The organism is Acidipropionibacterium jensenii, from assembly GCF_005890135.1.
GTDB classification, from domain to species: Bacteria; Actinomycetota; Actinomycetes; order Propionibacteriales; family Propionibacteriaceae; genus Acidipropionibacterium; species Acidipropionibacterium jensenii.
The window spans coordinates 2217754-2234551 of sequence record NZ_CP040635.1; the positions used below are offsets into that span (position 1 = coordinate 2217754).

Genomic DNA, 16798 nt, shown 5'->3' on the forward strand with positions numbered 1-16798 from the left:
GGGCGACGTGCCTCAGTCGATGTTGTAGAGGAGGTAGCTGGCTCCGCCGAGGGCGCCCAGGGCGGTGCCGAGCAGGACCTGGAGCCGGGTGTGGCGGCCCTCGTCGACCCGAGCCCAGGCCAGCAGCGGCACGGCGGCGGCGCAGAGGGCTCCGGCGCCGATCCAGGCGAGGATGAGGATGTAGAGCCGGTGGCGTTCGGTGCGGCGCACCACCTGTTCGTCGCTGACCGATCCGGATCTCAGGAGTACTGCCAGGGTGAGGTAGGGGCCGGCCACCAGGCAGATCAGTCCCACGGTCAGGCAGATCAGTCGGGTCCGGGGGGTGACCAGGCAGGTGATGGTCCAGACCAGCGAGACGATGTGCGGGGGACTGGCGATCCATCCGGCCAGGGCCGAGCCGTGGTGTGCGGGCCGCGACGCGAGCCGCCTCAGATCGGGATCGGGGTCGTCGGGAGTCGAGGCGGCCCGGGCGTCGTCGATCTCCATGAGTCGACGCGCGCGCTCGATGCCGGGGTGGAGCAGGCGGTCCAGGACGGTCATGGCCATCACCCCGAGGATTCTCGTCGACACCGCCATCGTAACGGCACCTGCTGCTGTCGGGTCGCCCCCGCACCGCACCCCCGACCGCGATGAGCGCGCGTCTTCCGCGCCCGACGCCCAGTTCCTGCCCGCGATCCCGAGAATTGTCACCGGTCCGAGCGGTAGCGTCCTGACTATGACTTTCAAGAGCGTCTTGCTGGACCCTGTTGGGGGTTCTCTGTGCAAATGAAGTATTCACGTGGTGATGTACTTGCGTTCCTGGTGACGACCACCCTGTCTCTTCTCATGTTCTGGGGGATCGACCTGCTCTCGAACAATCATCAGGAACTGTTTGTGCGAGTGCTGGCGGTCCTACTGGCTGCGTCCGTGGGGCTCGGGGTCGTGTGGGGGCGTCGGACAAGAAGAAAGGAGAGGAAGGACGGCAGTTCGCGGAATTGATAGCGAATTACCGTCTGGCTCGAGCGTGTCCTCCAAGTGCGGCGGGATGACGAGTTGATCAGCTTCCTCTCCGGCGCAGCCGTCAAAGAGGAGACTATGTGGGGGCTGGGCTCGGACTGCGTCTTTACCCTACAGGTCATGGTCTGTGGCGCAGCTTCATGAGAAGCAACCTGGACTGGATTCAGCGGGGGTATCCGGGCATGGGGATCCGTCTGGGTGTCGCGTCATTCAACCAGCGAGAAGTCAAGGTGCAGGAGAGGCTCAGATCTCATGTCGTGCCCCATTGTTGGTGATCGACCAGGGGGATTGTTGCTTCGTCGAGATGAAGTACATCGCCTGAGGGATCAAAACTGCTCCGCCCATGTTGTCACTCAAGGCCGATGGGCGGACTGCATGATTGACGATCCGGGAATTCCGGGAAGCACATTGTGGGGCGCCCCACCTGTTCAGTGCTGACCGATCCGGATCTCAGGGGCACCTCCGAGGCGAAGGTGGGGCCGGCCACCAGGCGAATCAGTCCCACAGCCAGGCAGAACAGTCGGGTTCAGGGGTCATTGGGAAGGGCCAGGCAGGAGATGATCCAGACCAGCGAGACGATGTCCGTGCGCTGGTGATCCGCCCGGCCGGGGTCGAACCGGGCTGTGCGAAAACGGCACCGCATCCTGCCAAGACGTCCCCGACCGCACCTCCGTCATGAGCCTGCGTCTCCCGCGCCCGACGCTCGGTTCCTGCCGGCGATCCCGAGAATCATCACCGGTCCGAGCGGTAGCGTTGTCCCATGACCCCACGATCCAGGTTGCTGACATCGGCTGCGCAGCCCCTCCAGGCCGTCGAGGAGTCCCTGGGGATGGCGAAGTCCTGGCCCTTTGCCGTGCCCGGCTTGCTCGAGGTGACAGACCATCTATCCGAGCTCGATCTCCGGGTCCCAGCAATCGCAGTGGATCCGCGCTGACGTGTGCGCCGGTACGACGCGCGCATCGCGCTGACATGTGCGCTGTACTCACACTCTTTCTCGCACGACTCTCCACCGAAGGACATCCTCATGCGTGCACTCTTCATCCTCCGCGGCGCTCCTGGTGTCGGTAAGACCCGGCTGCTGAGCGACCTCGGCGTCACCGATCTGGGTGTCGGCTTCGACCAGATGCGCCGCATCTTCTGCCCGGTGATGCCGTGCTTCGAGCCAGGCACCGAGACTGTGGCGCCCGCAGAGTCGCAGACGCTGCGGGTACCCCCGGACGTCGACGCACTGGTGGTGAAGGCCACCTACAACGCGCTGGAGGCCCGGATGGGAGCCGGGGTCACCGTATTCTTCGACGCGACCTCGCTGACCATCAGCAGCCAGAACGAGCTGATCAAACGCGCCCACCGGTTCGGCTACGCCTGCCACCTCATCGACGTGCAGGGCGACATCGGTCTCGAGGAGCTGAGAGCCCGCAATCGCGCACGGGGTGTCGAGCGTCTTGACGACCAGTCTCTGGAGAGGATGTGGCAGGCCGGCACCAAGAGGCAATTCGCCCGCGGACTCGAGGTGATCTCGGGATCCTCCGCCCAGATCGCCGAACGGATCGGGCAGATCGCCGCCGTGCCGAAGGTCACCAGCTCGCGTGTGGTGGTCGTCGGAGATGTCCACTCGTGTGAGGCACCCCTGCGCCAGGCGCTGGCCGACCACGACACGCCCGCCACGCACTGGGTCTTCGTCGGCGACCTCTTCGACCGCGGCCCCGACCCGGTGGGCGTCTGGCAGATCGTCAGTCGACTGATCGCCGAGAACAGGTGCACCGTTGTGACAGGCAACCACGAGGCGAACCTGCGGGCGGTCAACAACCACACCGGCTCGCGGCGTCTGGTCGACACCAGGGAGACTCGCGACGCGCTGCTGGAGGCCGGTGTCACCGCCGATCGGCAGACCGCCTTCGTCAATGCCACGGTCCCGGCGGTGTTCCTCGACGGCGCCGATGAGACTCCCTGGCTGGTGACCCATGGCGGCGTCGGACGCACCACGGTCTCCACCCTGACCGACACCGGCCTGCTCCATGTCAGCGACGCCGAGTGCATCTGGGGACTGGGAGATCGAAACCACACCTATCGAGGCAGGTCGAGCTACGACGTCGAGCACATCGAACTGGCCGGACGACAGCTCCACGGACACCGCAACGGGATCCTCGACTCAGCTCCGGTCGACGCCGTGCGAACCGCCGAGGACGGGCCGGTGGTGTGCCTGGAGTCCGGAGTCTCCACCGGAGGACAGCTGAGCCTGGCAGTGCTGGACCGGTCGATCGGTGCCGCAGCGAGACTGTCCCACTACGACGACCAGGTGGACTCGGCTCGGGCCGAGAGGCTCTCCGGGCCACCACGGAGTCACCGCGAGTCGACGGGATCGGCAAGCCTGCTGGAGCGGATGGAGGCCTCCCCGAATGTCCGGGTGAGGGGAGTCGAGGGACTGCCGGGCATCGTGGCGGCCAATTTCACCCGCAGAGCGTTCGCCGAGGGGGCCTGGGACGAGGTCTCGGTGCATGCCCGGGGACTGTTCATCGACCGTGAGACCGGAAAGGTCGTTGCACGGGGTTACGAGAAGTTCTTCCATGTGGGGGAGACGCCGGGCCGGGACCGGGACCAGTGGGTCGATGCGGAGGTGACGAGGTACCCGGTCCGGGCGGTGCGGAAGTACAACGGCTACCTCGCGCTGGTCGCCTCGATCAGAGGCCGGCTGATGGTGTTCTCCAAATCGGGTCTCACCCCCTATGCGAGGGTGGCCGAACGGATGCTCGTGGCGGGGGTGGGAGACGACGGGGCCGAGCAGTTGCGCGAGATGCTGGAGCGTGCCGATGCCACAGCGGTCTTCGAGGTGCTGCGTCACGACGACCCTCACCCGATCACTGAGTCGGGGCCCGACAGGCTGGTGCTGCTGGACGCGATCGGCAACGACGAGAGGTTCGCCACCCGCGACCAGCTGAGCACCGGGATCGGGCGGCGTTTCGGGCTGGAGTGCGCCGCCGATCACGTGATGGCCGTCATACCCGGGCCCGACGGGTTCGATGAGATGGTCAGGACCATTCGGGCCGGACACGACGAGGGTGCGGTCCTGATCGATGCGAACGGCTACCGGTCGAAGGTCAAGACCGATCGCTATGCGGACCGCAAGGCCGTCCGGGGTGCCCTGGAGCGGTTCTGGCGGGGAGACTCTGCGACGGTGAAAGGTCACGACGCTCTGGGAGGACGCCTGGAGGCGGCCGGGTTGCTCACCGCCATCCGAGCTGGCCGGTTCACCACGACCGGGGTGGACCAGTCCCCGCATCTGGATCTGGCCGGCGTCCTCGACGCCCTGGAGGCGTCCCGGGAGTGACGGTCGTCGGATGAGAGGTAGCGTCTCCTCATGACCCTACGAGCCAGGCTGTTCACATCAGCTGCGACAACCCTTCAGGCCGCAGAGGAGTCCCTTGTCGCGACGCTGGACCTGCTGCGAGTCGAGCTGACGGAGCAGGGAACGAGTGCCAACGAGGTGGCCCTGGAGCTGGGGGTGTCCCTCGACTTCGCCACCCGCCTGCTCGAGGGCAGTGCGGTGCCCGAGGAACTGGCGGCCTGGCGGGCCACTGAGGTGACACGGCTCGTCCAGGACGTCTATCAGGACCTCGACTCGTACCGCAGTGGTCTGCTGTGCTGTCGCGCGCAGGACCCGGTCACGCTCATGATCTCGGCCACCCATCCCGCCGATGAGTACCGCAGAAGGTATGAGACGCGGGCCGAGACCCTGGGGATGACGGTGTACTGGCCACAGACGACGCTGAGCCTGTTCGACGTGAAGGACCATCTCGCCGAGCTCGATCGTCAGGCCGCGGTGACCCATGTGGACCCGCCGGCCGGGAGGATTGACGACACAGACCTGACCGTTGCGGCAGAGTCCGTGGCCATGCAGGACTGGATCGGGAACCATCTCGGCCAGTGGATCCGCACGGGCCAGAGTCTGGAGAATTCCTGAGATTCCAAATCTGCGCTGACGACCAACACGTCGGGCCTGGACCTGTCGACGTCCATGCGCAGTCTCTATCAGTAGGACGGCAACGCTCGCATCACCCGGTTCTATGCCAAACGATTCAACAGCTCGGCGAGCAACTTGTCCACGGCGTTCGTGGGACTCACGACAGGATGCTTCGGCACGTTCCCAGTGACCAAATACTCTCTGCTGAAAGCCGCGAAGGCAGACAGCCGGGCCTTGACCCGCGATCGTGGACACGGTGTCGGTTCGGTTATGCCGCTTCCGCGAGGGTAGCTGATGTCGCGGTTTCGTGGGCTTTCTCGTAGTTGTTCGGGGTGATGTAACCAATCGCGGAGTGGCGTCGGCGGGTGTTGTAGCGGCTCGCCCACCGGAACACGGCCCGGTGGGCGGTGGCCTGGTCCGGGAACGCCGCAGCACCTTCGAGGAGCTCCCGCTTGAGCGCGGCATTGACGCTCTCCGCCAGCGAGTTGTCGGCACTCGTGCCCACGGCACCCATGGACTGGGTCACCTGCAGGGCCTCGCAGAGAGCTGCGTAGGCCTTCGAGGCGTAGACGCTGCCGTGGTCGCTGTGAAAGATCGCGCCGGCCAGCGACCCGCGGTCACGGGCCGCGGCGCGCAGGGCATCCTCGACGAGCTCGGTGCGCATGTGATCGGCAATCTGCCAACCAGCGAGCTTGCGGGAGCCGAGATCGATGCAGGTCGCGGGGTAGAGGTTCGAGCCGTCCGCGATCGGGAGGTAGGTGATATCGCCGACATACCGGCGGTTCGGTTCCCCGATGCTGAAGTCTCGCCCGATGAGGTCGGGGAAGCGGCGTCCGGACTGGTCCGGGATCGTGGTCTTCACGCGTCGGCGCAACCGGATCCCCGCGAGTTGGTGTTGCCGCATCACCCGGGCGACGCGCTTGTGATTGACCCGCTCGGCGGCGGGAACGCCATCGTTGAGGTCCGCGGTGATGCGCGGTGCCCCGTAGGCGCGGTCACCGCCCTGCGCGGGGTCCTGCAGCACCCGGATCCGCGCCGCGAGGGCAGCGTCCTCGGCGGCCCTCTCGACCCGCCGCGGGGCAGAGTCCAGCCATGCGTGGAACGACGATCTCGCGACCTCGGCGACCTCACACAACCGCTTCACGCCGAAGGCGTCCTTGTGGTCCTCGACAAACTGGAAGCGGTTCACCAGTTCGTCTCCCCCGCGAAATACTTCGCGGCCTGACGGAGGATGTCCCGCTCCGTCTCGAGCTTGAGCTTCTCCGCTTCCAGCCTCGCGTTCTCGGCCTCCAACCGGACGACCTTCGCCGCCTGCGACTCCGCCCGAACCGTCGCGGGCATCGACGACGTGCCGGCGGTCGTCGTCCCGGAGCCGCGCTTCTCGACCCATTCCCGCAGCGCACCCCGGGAGATCCCGAGGTCGGAGGCGATCGCCTTCAACGTCGCGCCAGGCGTGGACTCGTACAAGTCCACCGCCCGCTGACGGAACTCATCCGTGTAGTTCTTCCTAGCCGTACCTTGGATTCTCACTTCCCCAGCGTCGTGCTGGAATCAGCGTGTCCAAGATCAGGGGTCAGGAGCCGCCTGCCCACAGCTGCGCAGGCTGATGTCTGTGCCCGTGCCTATGCTGCGACCCTGGCAAGCCCGCACCGCTGATGGTCGTACTCCGGCCTGATCACCTGCCCGGCTCCTCATCGAGCCGGGCAGGTGATCAGATGGGGGTAGGGATTCGAGGTGCTGAAGGGAGGGGTGTGCTCCTGCGCCTGCAGGTGTCCTTGATTGCCGGACCATGTGAGAGTCAACCGGGAGTTCTCCTCAGGAGCATCAGGATTGATCTGCACAACGCCGGGAAGTTGTCGCAGTGTCACCGATCCCGGTGTCTTCAGATACACCCAGGTGCTCTGTCCGTAACCGGAGTCGGGAGTGCGCCACAGCATCACGTGACATCTACCGGGGCTGGCCGGGGACAAAACGTGGATCTTCTGTCTCGCGTCGTCGACCTCCAGAAGAGTCATGGCTCCGTCGAGTATCAGGAGAACACTTGCCGTCACAACAACTGTCACGATACAGACGACTCTCCAGATTCTGCGTGCCAGCCCGAGCGGGCGGATGTGGGGCCCGAAGGCCCACAGGCAGAGGCATGTGAGCCACACCCCTACGCCGACCAGTGTGCCGGCCACGATGAGGCGTGCCGCTGATGTGATGAATGGCCCGATCATCCAGAACGGCGAACCGAAACCCTGAACGATCTCGGCAATGCCCCACACCCCGGCGAGGATCGCCAGTCCGGTCCACCACAGGAGCCGTCGCCATCCACGACGACTGAGACGGCGGCGCGTGGTCTGCTCCGGCTGCGGATTCGGAGTATCTGTGTGCTCCATGTCGTCTCCTGACCTGCCGGGGCGCGCAGATGGTGGTCTGGCCCCACCTGAAGGCTACCGGCGGGACTCTCCCCGGATGATCGGCTGATGCTGGCCTTACGAGATCACCATCGGTCCCGGCAATTCCGCTGACGGTGATTTGTGTGTACCGGTGGCTCCGGATTCCGGCAGGTAGGCTTTCCATTTCACGGTACGTATAACGCCACAATGGTGCATTTCTCGTGACAATGCCGTGGCCGGCTCCTCATCGAGCCGGGCAGGTGATCAGATGGGGGTAGGGGTTCGAGGTGCCGAAGGGAGGGGTGAGCTCCTGCGCTAGTGTCCTGAGTCGGAAGTTTCTGGCTGGTCGTTGGTGTGGTTGAGGATGGTGCAGTAGGAGGCCAGGGTCTCGAGGATCGCGTCGGCAGTCTTGGTCCAGATGAAGGGCTTCGGGTCGGCGTTCCACTGGTTGATCCAGGCTTGGATATCGGCTTTCAGCTCGGTGACTGACTGGTGGGCCGAGCCCCGCAGCTTCCTGCAGGTCAGTTCGGCGAACCAGCGCTCGACCAGGTTCAGCCACGACGAGTAGGTCGGGGTGAAGTGCAGATGGAACCGCGGATGGCGCAGCAGCCACGTGTGGACCTTGGCAGTCTTGTGAGTGGCGTAGTTGTCCAGGACCAGGTGCAGGTCCAAGTCCTGGGGCACGGCCTTGTCGATCGTGTGGACTGAGCCCTGATCCACCGGCGTTGATTCGTGATCGGTGATTCCGGTGTGGTCGTGGGCGGGTTGTGGTGTGGGCGTGGCTGACTCGCCGGTCTGTTCCGGCTCTTCCACTGTGGGGTCCTCGGTCGCGCCGGTTCCGGCTGGGTGGTCAGGTGGTGGCCGGAGTCGGTGGCCCGGTCGCGGTCGCCCACAGCGACTCCCAGTTCGCCGTCCATGGCCAGTGGGTTGGCAGGTGCATCACGAGGCGTCGTCCGGTGGTGGCGATCCGGGCCGGGACGTTGATGATCCGGGTCCGCAGGGTGGCCCACCGTGCACGGTGCTGATTGGTGGCCACGGCGCTGGCTCGGGCGATGTTGAACGCGATGGCCGCGTGGGCGACCCAGGCGGCGTTGGCCGCGTACTTCCCGCTGGGCAGGTGCGCGAGTGGTCCTTCCTTGAGCTCGGCGATGACCTGCTCGATGATCGCGTGGTCACGGTGGCGCTCGTCGGCCTCGACCAAGCTCAGGGTGCTGTTGGTGATGAACGCGTGATGCCGGTAGCTGGCGAACAGCTCCTTCTGCTCACTGCCGTCAGATGCCAGGGGCTGCAGTCGCTTCACGCGGCGCACGATGAGCCGGCAGGCGACCCGCTCGCTCTTGCGGCGACCGGTGAACGCGGTGAACGCGATCTCGGCGACCTCGGCGTCGGAGACCCAGCGCTGTTCGTCCTCATCGAAGACGGCGTTGGGGTACTTGATCGGGATCCAGGCGTCCTCGGCGATGGTGGTGATCGCCTTGACCACGCTGGCAGTCATGCGGGCAGTAACCGAGTACCAGGCCTGGTGACGGATCGCGGTGCCGACGAACGCCCACCCGTAGTAGGCCGAGTCCGCCCGGCACATGATCTGGCCCCGAACACCTGCCGCCCGGGCGGTGGTAAGGGCCTGGGCCAGCAGACGTCCAGCACCGGTGGCCGAGGCGGTGTTCCCACGTCGGAGTCGCGCGCGGGCGATCACCGGTGCCGCCAGCGGGGTGCTGATCGTGGCCAGCTGGAGGTTCAGGCCACGGACCCCGGAGTAGCCGAACGCGGCGCCCTGTTTGGCGTGGCCGTGGACCTCACCGATGGTGTCGTCGACATCGATGGTCGCGAACCCCTGGCAGTCCGCGCCGGCGAGCAGATCGGGGACCCGCGCGGCAAGCCCGGCCAACAGTCCCGCGTTAACCTTGTCGAGCTGCTGCACGTGTCCGTGGGTGAACGAGCGCAGGAACGTGCCCAGCGTCGAGGGTGCCCGCACCCCGCCGAACAACCGCCCCATCCCGCCGTGGCGCAGCAGGTCCATGTCATCGATCGAGTCGGCACCGGCGAGCATCCCGCCGACCACACACGCCACCTTCGCCGTGGCGTGAGGCGAACCCACCGTCAACGTGTCGAGCAGGTCGTACAGGCCTGCAGATTCGGCCAGTCCCAGCGCCGGGACCAGGCCCGCGGCCGACACCAGATTCGGATCATCGAAGACAGGCCGGATGGTGTGAGAGGCTTTCACTTACGAGGTGCTCCTCTTGAGTGGCTGGGTGTGGACGTCGCAATCGACATCCTCCCTGCTCAAGAGGGCATTCTCGTTCTACGCCACGCCCACACCGCCATACCCCACGGTGGATCAGGGCTGAGTGAAGCTTCCCGGACTTCTGAGGAAAGTCATAGTTTCGAGAATCGGGTAGGATCACATCATGTCAGGATCGAAGTACAGTCCCGAGTTCAAGGACCAGGTCGTTCTTGACGTCGTGGACAAGCATCGCACCATCAAAGCCGTAGCAGAATCATACAATCTTGTCGCTCAGACTGTCGGTGTATGGGTCAAGGAGTATCGCAAGAAGAATCCGGACCCGGAAACCGAGAACCTCACCAGTGCCGAGTCGGCCGAACTCGAACGGTTGAGGAAGGATCTCCGTGAGGCCCGGATGGAGAACGAGTTCCTAAAAAAATCGGCAGCCTTCTTCGCGAAGGAATCACAGTAGCTGTCCGCTACACGTACATCTTCTCGCAAGAAGGCAACTACCCCGTTCGGCTCATGTGCCGATGCCTCACCGTGTCCCCCTCCAGATATTATGACTGGCGAGCCAGGCCCATTTCTGCGACCGCACGTCGACGCCGTGACCTCGCTTCCAAGATTCGTTTCTATTTTGCTGACTCGGACGGTACCTACGGCTACCGGCGGATCGCCGCCGAGCTCGCCCGGGCCGGTGAGGCGGTGCACCCGGACACGGTCCGCTCCATCATGCGGGCCGAGGGGCTGGTGGCCGCCCAGCCCCGCCTGAGGGTCCGCACCACGATCCCGGCCGACGACGCCGACGGGCGCCCAGACCTGGTGGAACGAGACTTCACCGCGGCGCAGCCGGGATACAAATGGGTCGGTGACATCACCTACATTCGCACCCTGGAAGGATTCTGCTATCTGGCGACGGTACTGGACTGCTGCACGAAGAGGGCCGTGGGTTACGCGATCGATGATCACATGAGGACCGGATTGATCTGCAAGGCCATCGACATGGCCGTCAGGAATTGCGAGTATGTGAGAGGGGCGACCATTTTCCATTCGGATCATGGGTCGCAGTACATGTCGAAGGAATTCACCGAGCTGCTCGAGTCCTACGATATCAGACTGTCAGTGGGAAGGACGGGACTGTGCTGGGATAATGCGTGGGCGGAGTCGTTCAATGCGACATTGAAGAACGAGAGGGTGCACCGGGTAATCTATCGGACCAAGGATGAGGCGGTCCGGGATATTGAGGTTTTCTCACCAGGCTCCTCGCACGTGAGTAGCGATCACGAGGGCTGAGCGGACGATCTGGGTGATGCGCCAGGGGTCGAGGGTGACTTTCTGGAGGGCCTTGAAGTGTTTGATGATGGCATTGGCTCGTTCGGCTGGGGCGCGGAGTTGGGTGATGAGCCGGTTGCGGGTGTTGGTGTCGGGGGCCAGGCCGTGGCCCTTGATCGGGTGGCAGATGCCGATGCCGGCGCCTTGGTAGCCCTTGTCGGTCAACGTTTTCAGGCCTTGTGCGGCGGCTGGGTAGAGGGCTGGCAGGACGTGTTGGCGGGCGGCGGTGAGGTCGTGGGTCGAGCCCGGGGATACCGGCGAGGTCCAGATCGGGAAACCGGAGCTGTCGGTGAGGACTTGGACGTTTCCGCCGTGGCGGTGGTGTTTTCCCGAGTACCACGCATCGGTGGTTTTCCCTTGTCCGGCAGGGGTGTGGACGGCGGTGGTGGCGATCAGGGTGCCGTCGAGGCAGACGAACGCCGCGCCGTGGGCATGTTGTTCGTCGAGGACCTCGTGGAGGTCGGGTGCGTGGTCGGCGACCACGTCCAATGCCTCGTGGAGGTAGCGGTAGCAGGTGGCTTGGGACAGGCCATGGTCACGGGCCAAGCGGTGGATGGGCGTCGCATCACACATCCAGCGGCAGAGCAGGATCGCTTGGGTCCAGCAGGTGGCGGCGCGTTGCCAGGGGCGGCGGTCATGTCGGCGTCGGTGGGCCGACAGCCACGCGGAGATGCGGCGAACGATGGTGGTGGGACGGTCAAGGGTGGCACGATAGGACAGCATGCGGGCTCGGTTCTGTTACAGGGACGGTCTCTTGGCAGAAACCGATCCTGCACCACCCGACCCGCATGCACCCACCCGAGTCGACCATCACCCCTTGCCACAGCATCAACGCCGATGATCCACGGTCAGGTCTGGTGAGAAAACCTCATTGTGCGGTGGATCGAGCTCAGGTATAATCAGAAACGTCTTCACTCGTCGTTGGGGTATTCGGACCCCTAATGAGATTGAGGTGGAGTACCGGGAATCACGTCAGGTGGCCTGAAACCAAGTGTTTGGGCGTGTCCGAGAGACGGCAAGCAGTCCATTGACACGAAGCTGCGCGGGCAGCAGAGCAAGGTCACCTACGCCAACGAGAGGATCTATGCCCTCGACAGGGGAGGCGAGGACAGCAGGGGTGAACTGCGGATCTACTCCCTGGACACCGGCAGACTTCTGCAGGAGATGGCGACCCCGGCCCCTCGACAAGGCCTACGACAGGTCGGGGGACTCGGCCATCACGGGGATCGCCGCCAGACCGGACCACTGACACGACCTGCGCTGGCACTGTCACCTGACTTGTTGCATTGGCTTAGTGCCCCGCATCGGACTCGATCGCGTTGATGATGGCGCGGGCCTCGGGTGTGGTCTGGGGCTTGATGGTGTGAAGCGAGCCGTTGATCTCCAGGGTCGCTGAGCGTAGTGGGGCGAGGGTATGGACGATCCGTTTGACCGACAGGCCGGTGACCTGTCGTAGGTAACGCGAGACGGCCAGGGCGGCGAATGCCGTGGTCAGGTGGGCCTCGATGGAGTCAGAGAGCCGGTGGAAGATGGGCCGGGCCCGCAGGTCGGACTTGGCCATGCGGAAGGAGTCCTCGACGTGCCAGAGGTCGTGGTAGGCCCCGATCACCTGGACCGGAGTCATCACCGATACTGGAATATTGGTCACGTATCCCTTCAACCCGACCAGTTGGCGGGCCCGGTCGATCGCCTTGTGATCCAAGGACAAGCCGTTCGCCGATGCGCTGACGAACCGTGGCTTGCGGGCCGGTCTGTCACCGTCGACCACGGCTTTGGCGCGGTTCTCCTGAGCCGTCAATGTGGCCGAGTCCCGCACGGCCCGTTTGCGGGAGTACTGCCAGACCGCCCGCCAGCTATCGGTGGACCCGGCTGGATCCCAGACCGGCTCGGCCCGTCTGCTGCGAGGGTGGCAGGTCTTCCTCCTCGGGGTGCGGGGTGTGATCGTGTCGATGATCTGCCCGTCATCGAAGGCCGTGCCGTTCCAGTGGAAATGGCCGGCCAGGTCGCTGGGGGCCTTTACCGACCGGGATCCCACGATGAACCGCAGACCTGCACCGTCCAGGGCCTCCAGATTGGAGGCCGACAGCATGCCGGCGTCTGCGACCACCACCATGTCGGCGATCTCGTGGGCCGACCGGTAGGCCTCAACAATCGGGATCAGGGTCGTGGTCTCGGCCTTGTTGCCGGGAAAACAGCCAATCTGGAGGGGAAAGCCCCAGCGGTCCACGAGGAGCCCGACCACGATCTGGGGATCAACCCGGCGTTCCTTCGAATAGCCGACCTTGCGCAGACTGTCCTCGTTGGCAGCCTCGAAGTACAGGGTGGTCACGTCATAGAGCACCAGAGTCACCTCCCCGCCACCGGCCGAGTACCGGTGGCAGGCATCGGTGATCACGGCACGGTAGTCGCGGTCCTGGGCACGAGCCAGGTGCCGGTAGATCGTGGTGTGATGGCGCGGGTCCTGACCCAAACCGGTCAGGACCCGCCCGACAGCCAGTTTCGAGGTGGGTTCGACGATCCGGGCCACAACGACCTGCTCGAACACCTGATCGGCAACCGCGTCGAATCCCAGGCGGCGATAGGCCCTGTCCAGCACAGACCACAACAGGTCCGAGGCCGTCGAGACGACCTGCGCAGGCCTGGCAAGCGCTGAACTCTCATGGCGTCCAGAGTCCTCACCGGTCAACCTGTCCTGGACCACGGGCTCGGTGAACGACTCCTCGACCGCAACCGGGATCTCCACGCCCAGGTCCAAGGGCTCCTGGCCGCTCAACTGCTCGATCCTGGCCCGGGCAGTGGTCCTGAGTACCGCCAGTTCCTCGTCACTGTGAGCCGAGCCCACATGCTCCACGATGATGCGCCTGCCCCGTCGCTTCTCAGCGATCTGGACCGCCACCGCACCCGAACCCGTGCGGACCGTCCGGACATAGGTCATGACCCCCACAATACGGGTCCCCAGGACCGTCTTAGTGCCCCAAAACAGCCACGATCGAACACGAAACCCGTAGCCAGACCAACACACCCGACCGAACCCCGAAAAACTGCATCAAGTCAGGCGCGACGCCCCGCTGCGGGCCGAGATGGGGGCCCGGAGCCTGCGGATCGTCGAGGACCACGGCCTGGACCGCACCCTCGACGCCTTCGAGGGCTGCTACCAGCGGCTGTGCCGGGTCACTGAGCCAGTGGCACCGTGAGCTCCATCACCGTGCCGTCGGGGCCGGTGGAGGCCACCTTGACGCCACCTCCACTGCGCGTCGCGAGCTCCTGGACCAGTGCCAGGCCGATGCCTAAGCTCTGACGGGCGCCCGGCTGGTCAACGGGCTCGGTGTGGGCGAACCGGTCGAAGACCCGGTCGGGGGCGACGCCGCGGATGCCGGGCCCGTCGTCGGACACGGTCATCACCGCCCGGCCGTCGTCGCGGGCCAGCTGGACCTCCACCCGTCCGCGCGCCGAACCGTGATCGCCTGAACTGTGATCACCCGAGCCGTGATTGATCGCATTGTCGACCAGCGCGGTGACGCAGCGCCCCAGCCCGGCCGGCGGCATCCGCACCTCCAGGTCCGGCTCCACGTCGATCACCAGGGACACCCCCCGCTGCTCGGCGAGCACCCGCATCGACTCGGCGCTGGACGTCACGATCTGTGAGGCGTCGGCGACCGGGCCCGGCCCGCGGGCCCCCTCCCCCGAATCGTCGCCGGAGACCGCCAGGAGGTCGTTGACGATGCCGATGAGCCGCCCAGTGTCCTGGCGCAGGGCCGACGCCGTCTCCCCGGCCGGCTGGCCCTCGGCCAGCTCGCGCTGCAGCATCTGGACCCGGGCGTCCAGGACGGTCAACGGCGTCCGCAGCTCGTGGGAGGCGTCGGCGACGAATCGGCGCTGGAGCTCCAGGGCGTCCGCCAGGGGGCGCACCGCCCGCCGCGACACCACCCGGCCGATCACCAGCGCGTAGACGACGGCCGCGACCGCGACGCCGATCGACAGGCCGACGGTCTTGGCCGCGCTGAGATGGATCCTCACCTCGCCGGGCCGGGCGGGCTCGTTGAGCTCGGCGGGGCGCGACTGCAGGATCACCATGACGACGACCGCCGCGACGAACAGCAGGGACACCGCGACGGTCGCCAGGCCGATCTGGCGGGTCATCCGCGTCGAGGTCCGGCGCACCCGCAGCTCGTCGGGGCTCTTCGGCGCGCTCACAGCGTCCCCAGCCGGTAGCCCTTGCGGCGAATGGTGAGGATCACCGTCTGCTCGGTCTTCTGCCGCAGGTAATGGACGTAGGTGTCGACGGTTCCGGGGCTGTCTGTCGGGGAGAACACCGCAGCCAGGATGTCGTCGCGGCTGTAGGTGCGGTCCGGGTGGCGGGCCAGCAGTTCCAGCAGGTCTGATTCTCTGGGGGTCAGGACGATGGGGCCGATGTAGGGGGAGTTGATGATGCGGTCGGCCGGGCGGAAGTCCCAGTCGCCGACCTCCAGGCCCCCGGCGTCATCGTCGTAGCTGCGCAGCAGGGCGCGCAGGCGAGCCTCCAGCTCGTCGAAGTCGAAGGGCTTGACGAGATAGTCGTTGGCCCCCGAATCGAGGCCCTCGACCTTGTCGGCGACGGTTCCCAGGGCGGTGAGCATGAGGATGGGGGTCTTCACCCGGGCCCGGCGGAGCCGTCGCACCACCTCGGTGCCCTCCATGACGGGAAGCATCCGGTCGACCACCATGACGTCGACCGGGCTCTCCAGTGCCGACGTCAGACCGGAGCCGCCATCGGCGGCGACGATCACCTCGTATCCGCGCAGGTAGGAGGCCATGATGGCCGACAGGTTCGGGTCGTCCTCGATGAGCAGCAGACGTGGGCGTCCCGACGTCATCGCCCGGCCCTCCCGGTTCTGTCGGGCCGGTCGTTTCGGTCGGGCCGGTCGTTCCGGTCGGGTCGTTCCAAATGGCCGGTCGTCACGATCGCTGCCCTCCGATGCTCCGCCTCAGACGGACATCATTCCGGTGGCCGCCAGCACCAGCAGCAGCGCCCCGACGATCACCCGGTACCAGATGAATCCGGTGAACTTGTTCGAGGAGACGAACTTCAGCAGCCAGGCGATCGAGAAGTAGGCCACCACCAGTGACACGATCGTAGCGATCACCGTCGGGCCCCAGCCGATGACGCCGGACCCGCCGGACAGCAGGATGCGGCTGGAGGCGGTGATGTCGCCGGCCGAACCGAGGGCCTCGTAGGCGCCGGCCGCCACCAGAGCGGGGATCCCCATGAAGAAGGACAGCCGGGTGGCGTCTGGCCGGTTGAAGCCGCGGAACAGGCCGGCCGAGATCGTCGCGCCGGAGCGGGAGACGCCGGGGAAGAGCGGGGAGAGGGCCTGGAAGAGGCCGATGACGACGGCGTCGACGAGGGTGACGTCGTGCATGGAGCGGCGGAGATTCTTGCGCCGGTCGGCCAGCAGCATCACGAGGCTCCAGAGCACCAGCGCCCCGGCGACCACCCGGATGGATGCCAACGGCCCCTCGATGGCGCTCTTGAAGGCCAGGCCGACGACCGCGACCGGGATCGAGCCGATGATGACTCCCCAGCCGAGAATGTAGTCGGGGTTCGTGCGGGCATCGGAGTGGAAGACGCCGGAGACCCAGGCGACGACGATGCGGACGATGTCTCGCCAGAAGAAGATGATGGCGGCGATGATGGCGCCCACCTGGATGATCGCGGTGAAGGCAGTCATCCCGGCCCCCTGCGTCTGGAAGCCCATGAGGTGCTCCACGATCCGCAGGTGCCCGGTGCTCGAGACCGGGAGAAATTCTGTGATGCCCTCGACGATGCCGAGAACGACGGCCTGCCACCAGTTCACCGGTGCTCCTCCTGTCGTGACGTGTGCAGGTTGAGCCTGCCTGCCGGGGACTCAGAAACCTCTAAGAGAGGTC

Annotated in this window: 13 protein-coding genes and 1 pseudogene; 4 read left to right on the top strand and 10 right to left on the bottom strand. The window is 65.8% G+C overall.

Annotated elements, in window-relative coordinates; translation table 11 throughout:
* Positions 1–12: 12 nt before the first annotated feature.
* Positions 13–576 (bottom strand): phosphatase PAP2 family protein, encoded by a 564-nt coding sequence (locus FEZ32_RS09925; protein ID WP_138680510.1) that lies wholly within the window; start codon positions 574–576, stop codon positions 13–15.
* 1444 nt (positions 577–2020) lie between these two features.
* On the opposite strand from FEZ32_RS09925, the gene FEZ32_RS09930 reads away from it, so the two are divergent.
* Together FEZ32_RS09930 and FEZ32_RS09935 are read left to right on the top strand one after the other, a co-directional pair.
* Positions 2021–4321 carry an RNA ligase gene (locus FEZ32_RS09930; RefSeq protein WP_138680511.1) on the top strand — a complete coding sequence of 767 codons (2301 nt, stop codon included), beginning with the start codon at positions 2021–2023 and terminating at the stop codon, positions 4319–4321.
* 30 nt (positions 4322–4351) lie between these two features.
* The gene (locus FEZ32_RS09935) at positions 4352–4954 is read left to right on the top strand and encodes an XRE family transcriptional regulator (protein WP_097828128.1); all 603 of its coding nucleotides are present in this window, start codon (positions 4352–4354) and stop codon (positions 4952–4954) included.
* Between the two features lie 268 nt (positions 4955–5222).
* On the opposite strand, the gene FEZ32_RS09940 is transcribed toward FEZ32_RS09935, so the two are convergent.
* The 4 genes and pseudogenes from FEZ32_RS09940 to FEZ32_RS09955 form a co-directional block, all read right to left on the bottom strand.
* Positions 5223–6478, bottom strand: a protein-coding gene (locus tag FEZ32_RS09940; protein ID WP_138680920.1) for an IS3 family transposase whose coding sequence is annotated in 2 segments (ribosomal slippage) — positions 5223–6154 and positions 6154–6478 — 1257 coding nt in all. Because the reading frame shifts where the segments join, the coding sequence is not laid out codon by codon here.
* Positions 6479–6645: 167 nt separating this feature from the next.
* Positions 6646–7335 (bottom strand): hypothetical protein, encoded by a 690-nt coding sequence (locus tag FEZ32_RS09945; RefSeq protein WP_138680512.1) that lies wholly within the window; start codon positions 7333–7335, stop codon positions 6646–6648.
* A 315-nt stretch (positions 7336–7650) separates the two neighbouring features.
* Positions 7651–8031, bottom strand: a pseudogene (locus FEZ32_RS09950) (transposase); the annotation flags it as partial.
* Positions 8032–8185: 154 nt separating this feature from the next.
* Entirely contained in the window at positions 8186–9559 is a 1374-nt protein-coding gene (locus tag FEZ32_RS09955; RefSeq protein ID WP_097827575.1) for an IS1380 family transposase, read from the bottom strand.
* A 184-nt stretch (positions 9560–9743) separates the two neighbouring features.
* Here FEZ32_RS09955 and FEZ32_RS09960 point away from each other — a divergent pair, with 184 nt between their 5' ends.
* Together FEZ32_RS09960 and FEZ32_RS09965 are read left to right on the top strand one after the other, a co-directional pair.
* Positions 9744–10031, top strand: coding sequence for a transposase (locus tag FEZ32_RS09960; RefSeq protein WP_138680513.1), 288 nt, complete (start codon positions 9744–9746; stop codon positions 10029–10031).
* A gap of 17 nt (positions 10032–10048) precedes the next feature.
* The gene (locus FEZ32_RS09965) at positions 10049–10852 is read left to right on the top strand and encodes an IS3 family transposase (protein ID WP_244937985.1); all 804 of its coding nucleotides are present in this window, start codon (positions 10049–10051) and stop codon (positions 10850–10852) included.
* On the opposite strand, the gene FEZ32_RS09970 is transcribed toward FEZ32_RS09965, so the two are convergent.
* The 5 genes from FEZ32_RS09970 to FEZ32_RS09995 all read right to left on the bottom strand — a co-directional run bounded on the left by FEZ32_RS09970 (position 10811) and on the right by FEZ32_RS09995 (position 16725).
* The gene (locus FEZ32_RS09970; protein ID WP_138680515.1) at positions 10811–11614 is read right to left on the bottom strand and encodes a transposase family protein; all 804 of its coding nucleotides are present in this window, start codon (positions 11612–11614) and stop codon (positions 10811–10813) included. The two genes, FEZ32_RS09965 and FEZ32_RS09970, sit on opposite strands and share 42 nt — an antisense overlap.
* Before the next feature lie 568 nt (positions 11615–12182).
* Positions 12183–13826, bottom strand: a complete 1644-nt coding sequence (locus FEZ32_RS09975; protein ID WP_138680516.1) for an IS1634 family transposase — start codon at positions 13824–13826, stop codon at positions 12183–12185.
* 236 nt (positions 13827–14062) lie between these two features.
* Complete coding sequence (locus tag FEZ32_RS09985; protein ID WP_051282030.1) at positions 14063–15085, bottom strand: sensor histidine kinase; 1023 nt, start codon at positions 15083–15085, stop codon at positions 14063–14065.
* Positions 15082–15744, bottom strand: a complete 663-nt coding sequence (locus FEZ32_RS09990; RefSeq protein ID WP_138680517.1) for a response regulator transcription factor — start codon at positions 15742–15744, stop codon at positions 15082–15084. The genes FEZ32_RS09985 and FEZ32_RS09990 overlap by 4 nt, the downstream gene beginning before the upstream one ends.
* 111 nt (positions 15745–15855) lie before the next feature.
* A complete protein-coding gene (locus FEZ32_RS09995; RefSeq protein WP_138680518.1) occupies positions 15856–16725 on the bottom strand; it encodes an undecaprenyl-diphosphate phosphatase in 870 nt (289 codons plus the stop codon).
* Between the last annotated feature and the right edge of the window lie 73 nt (positions 16726–16798).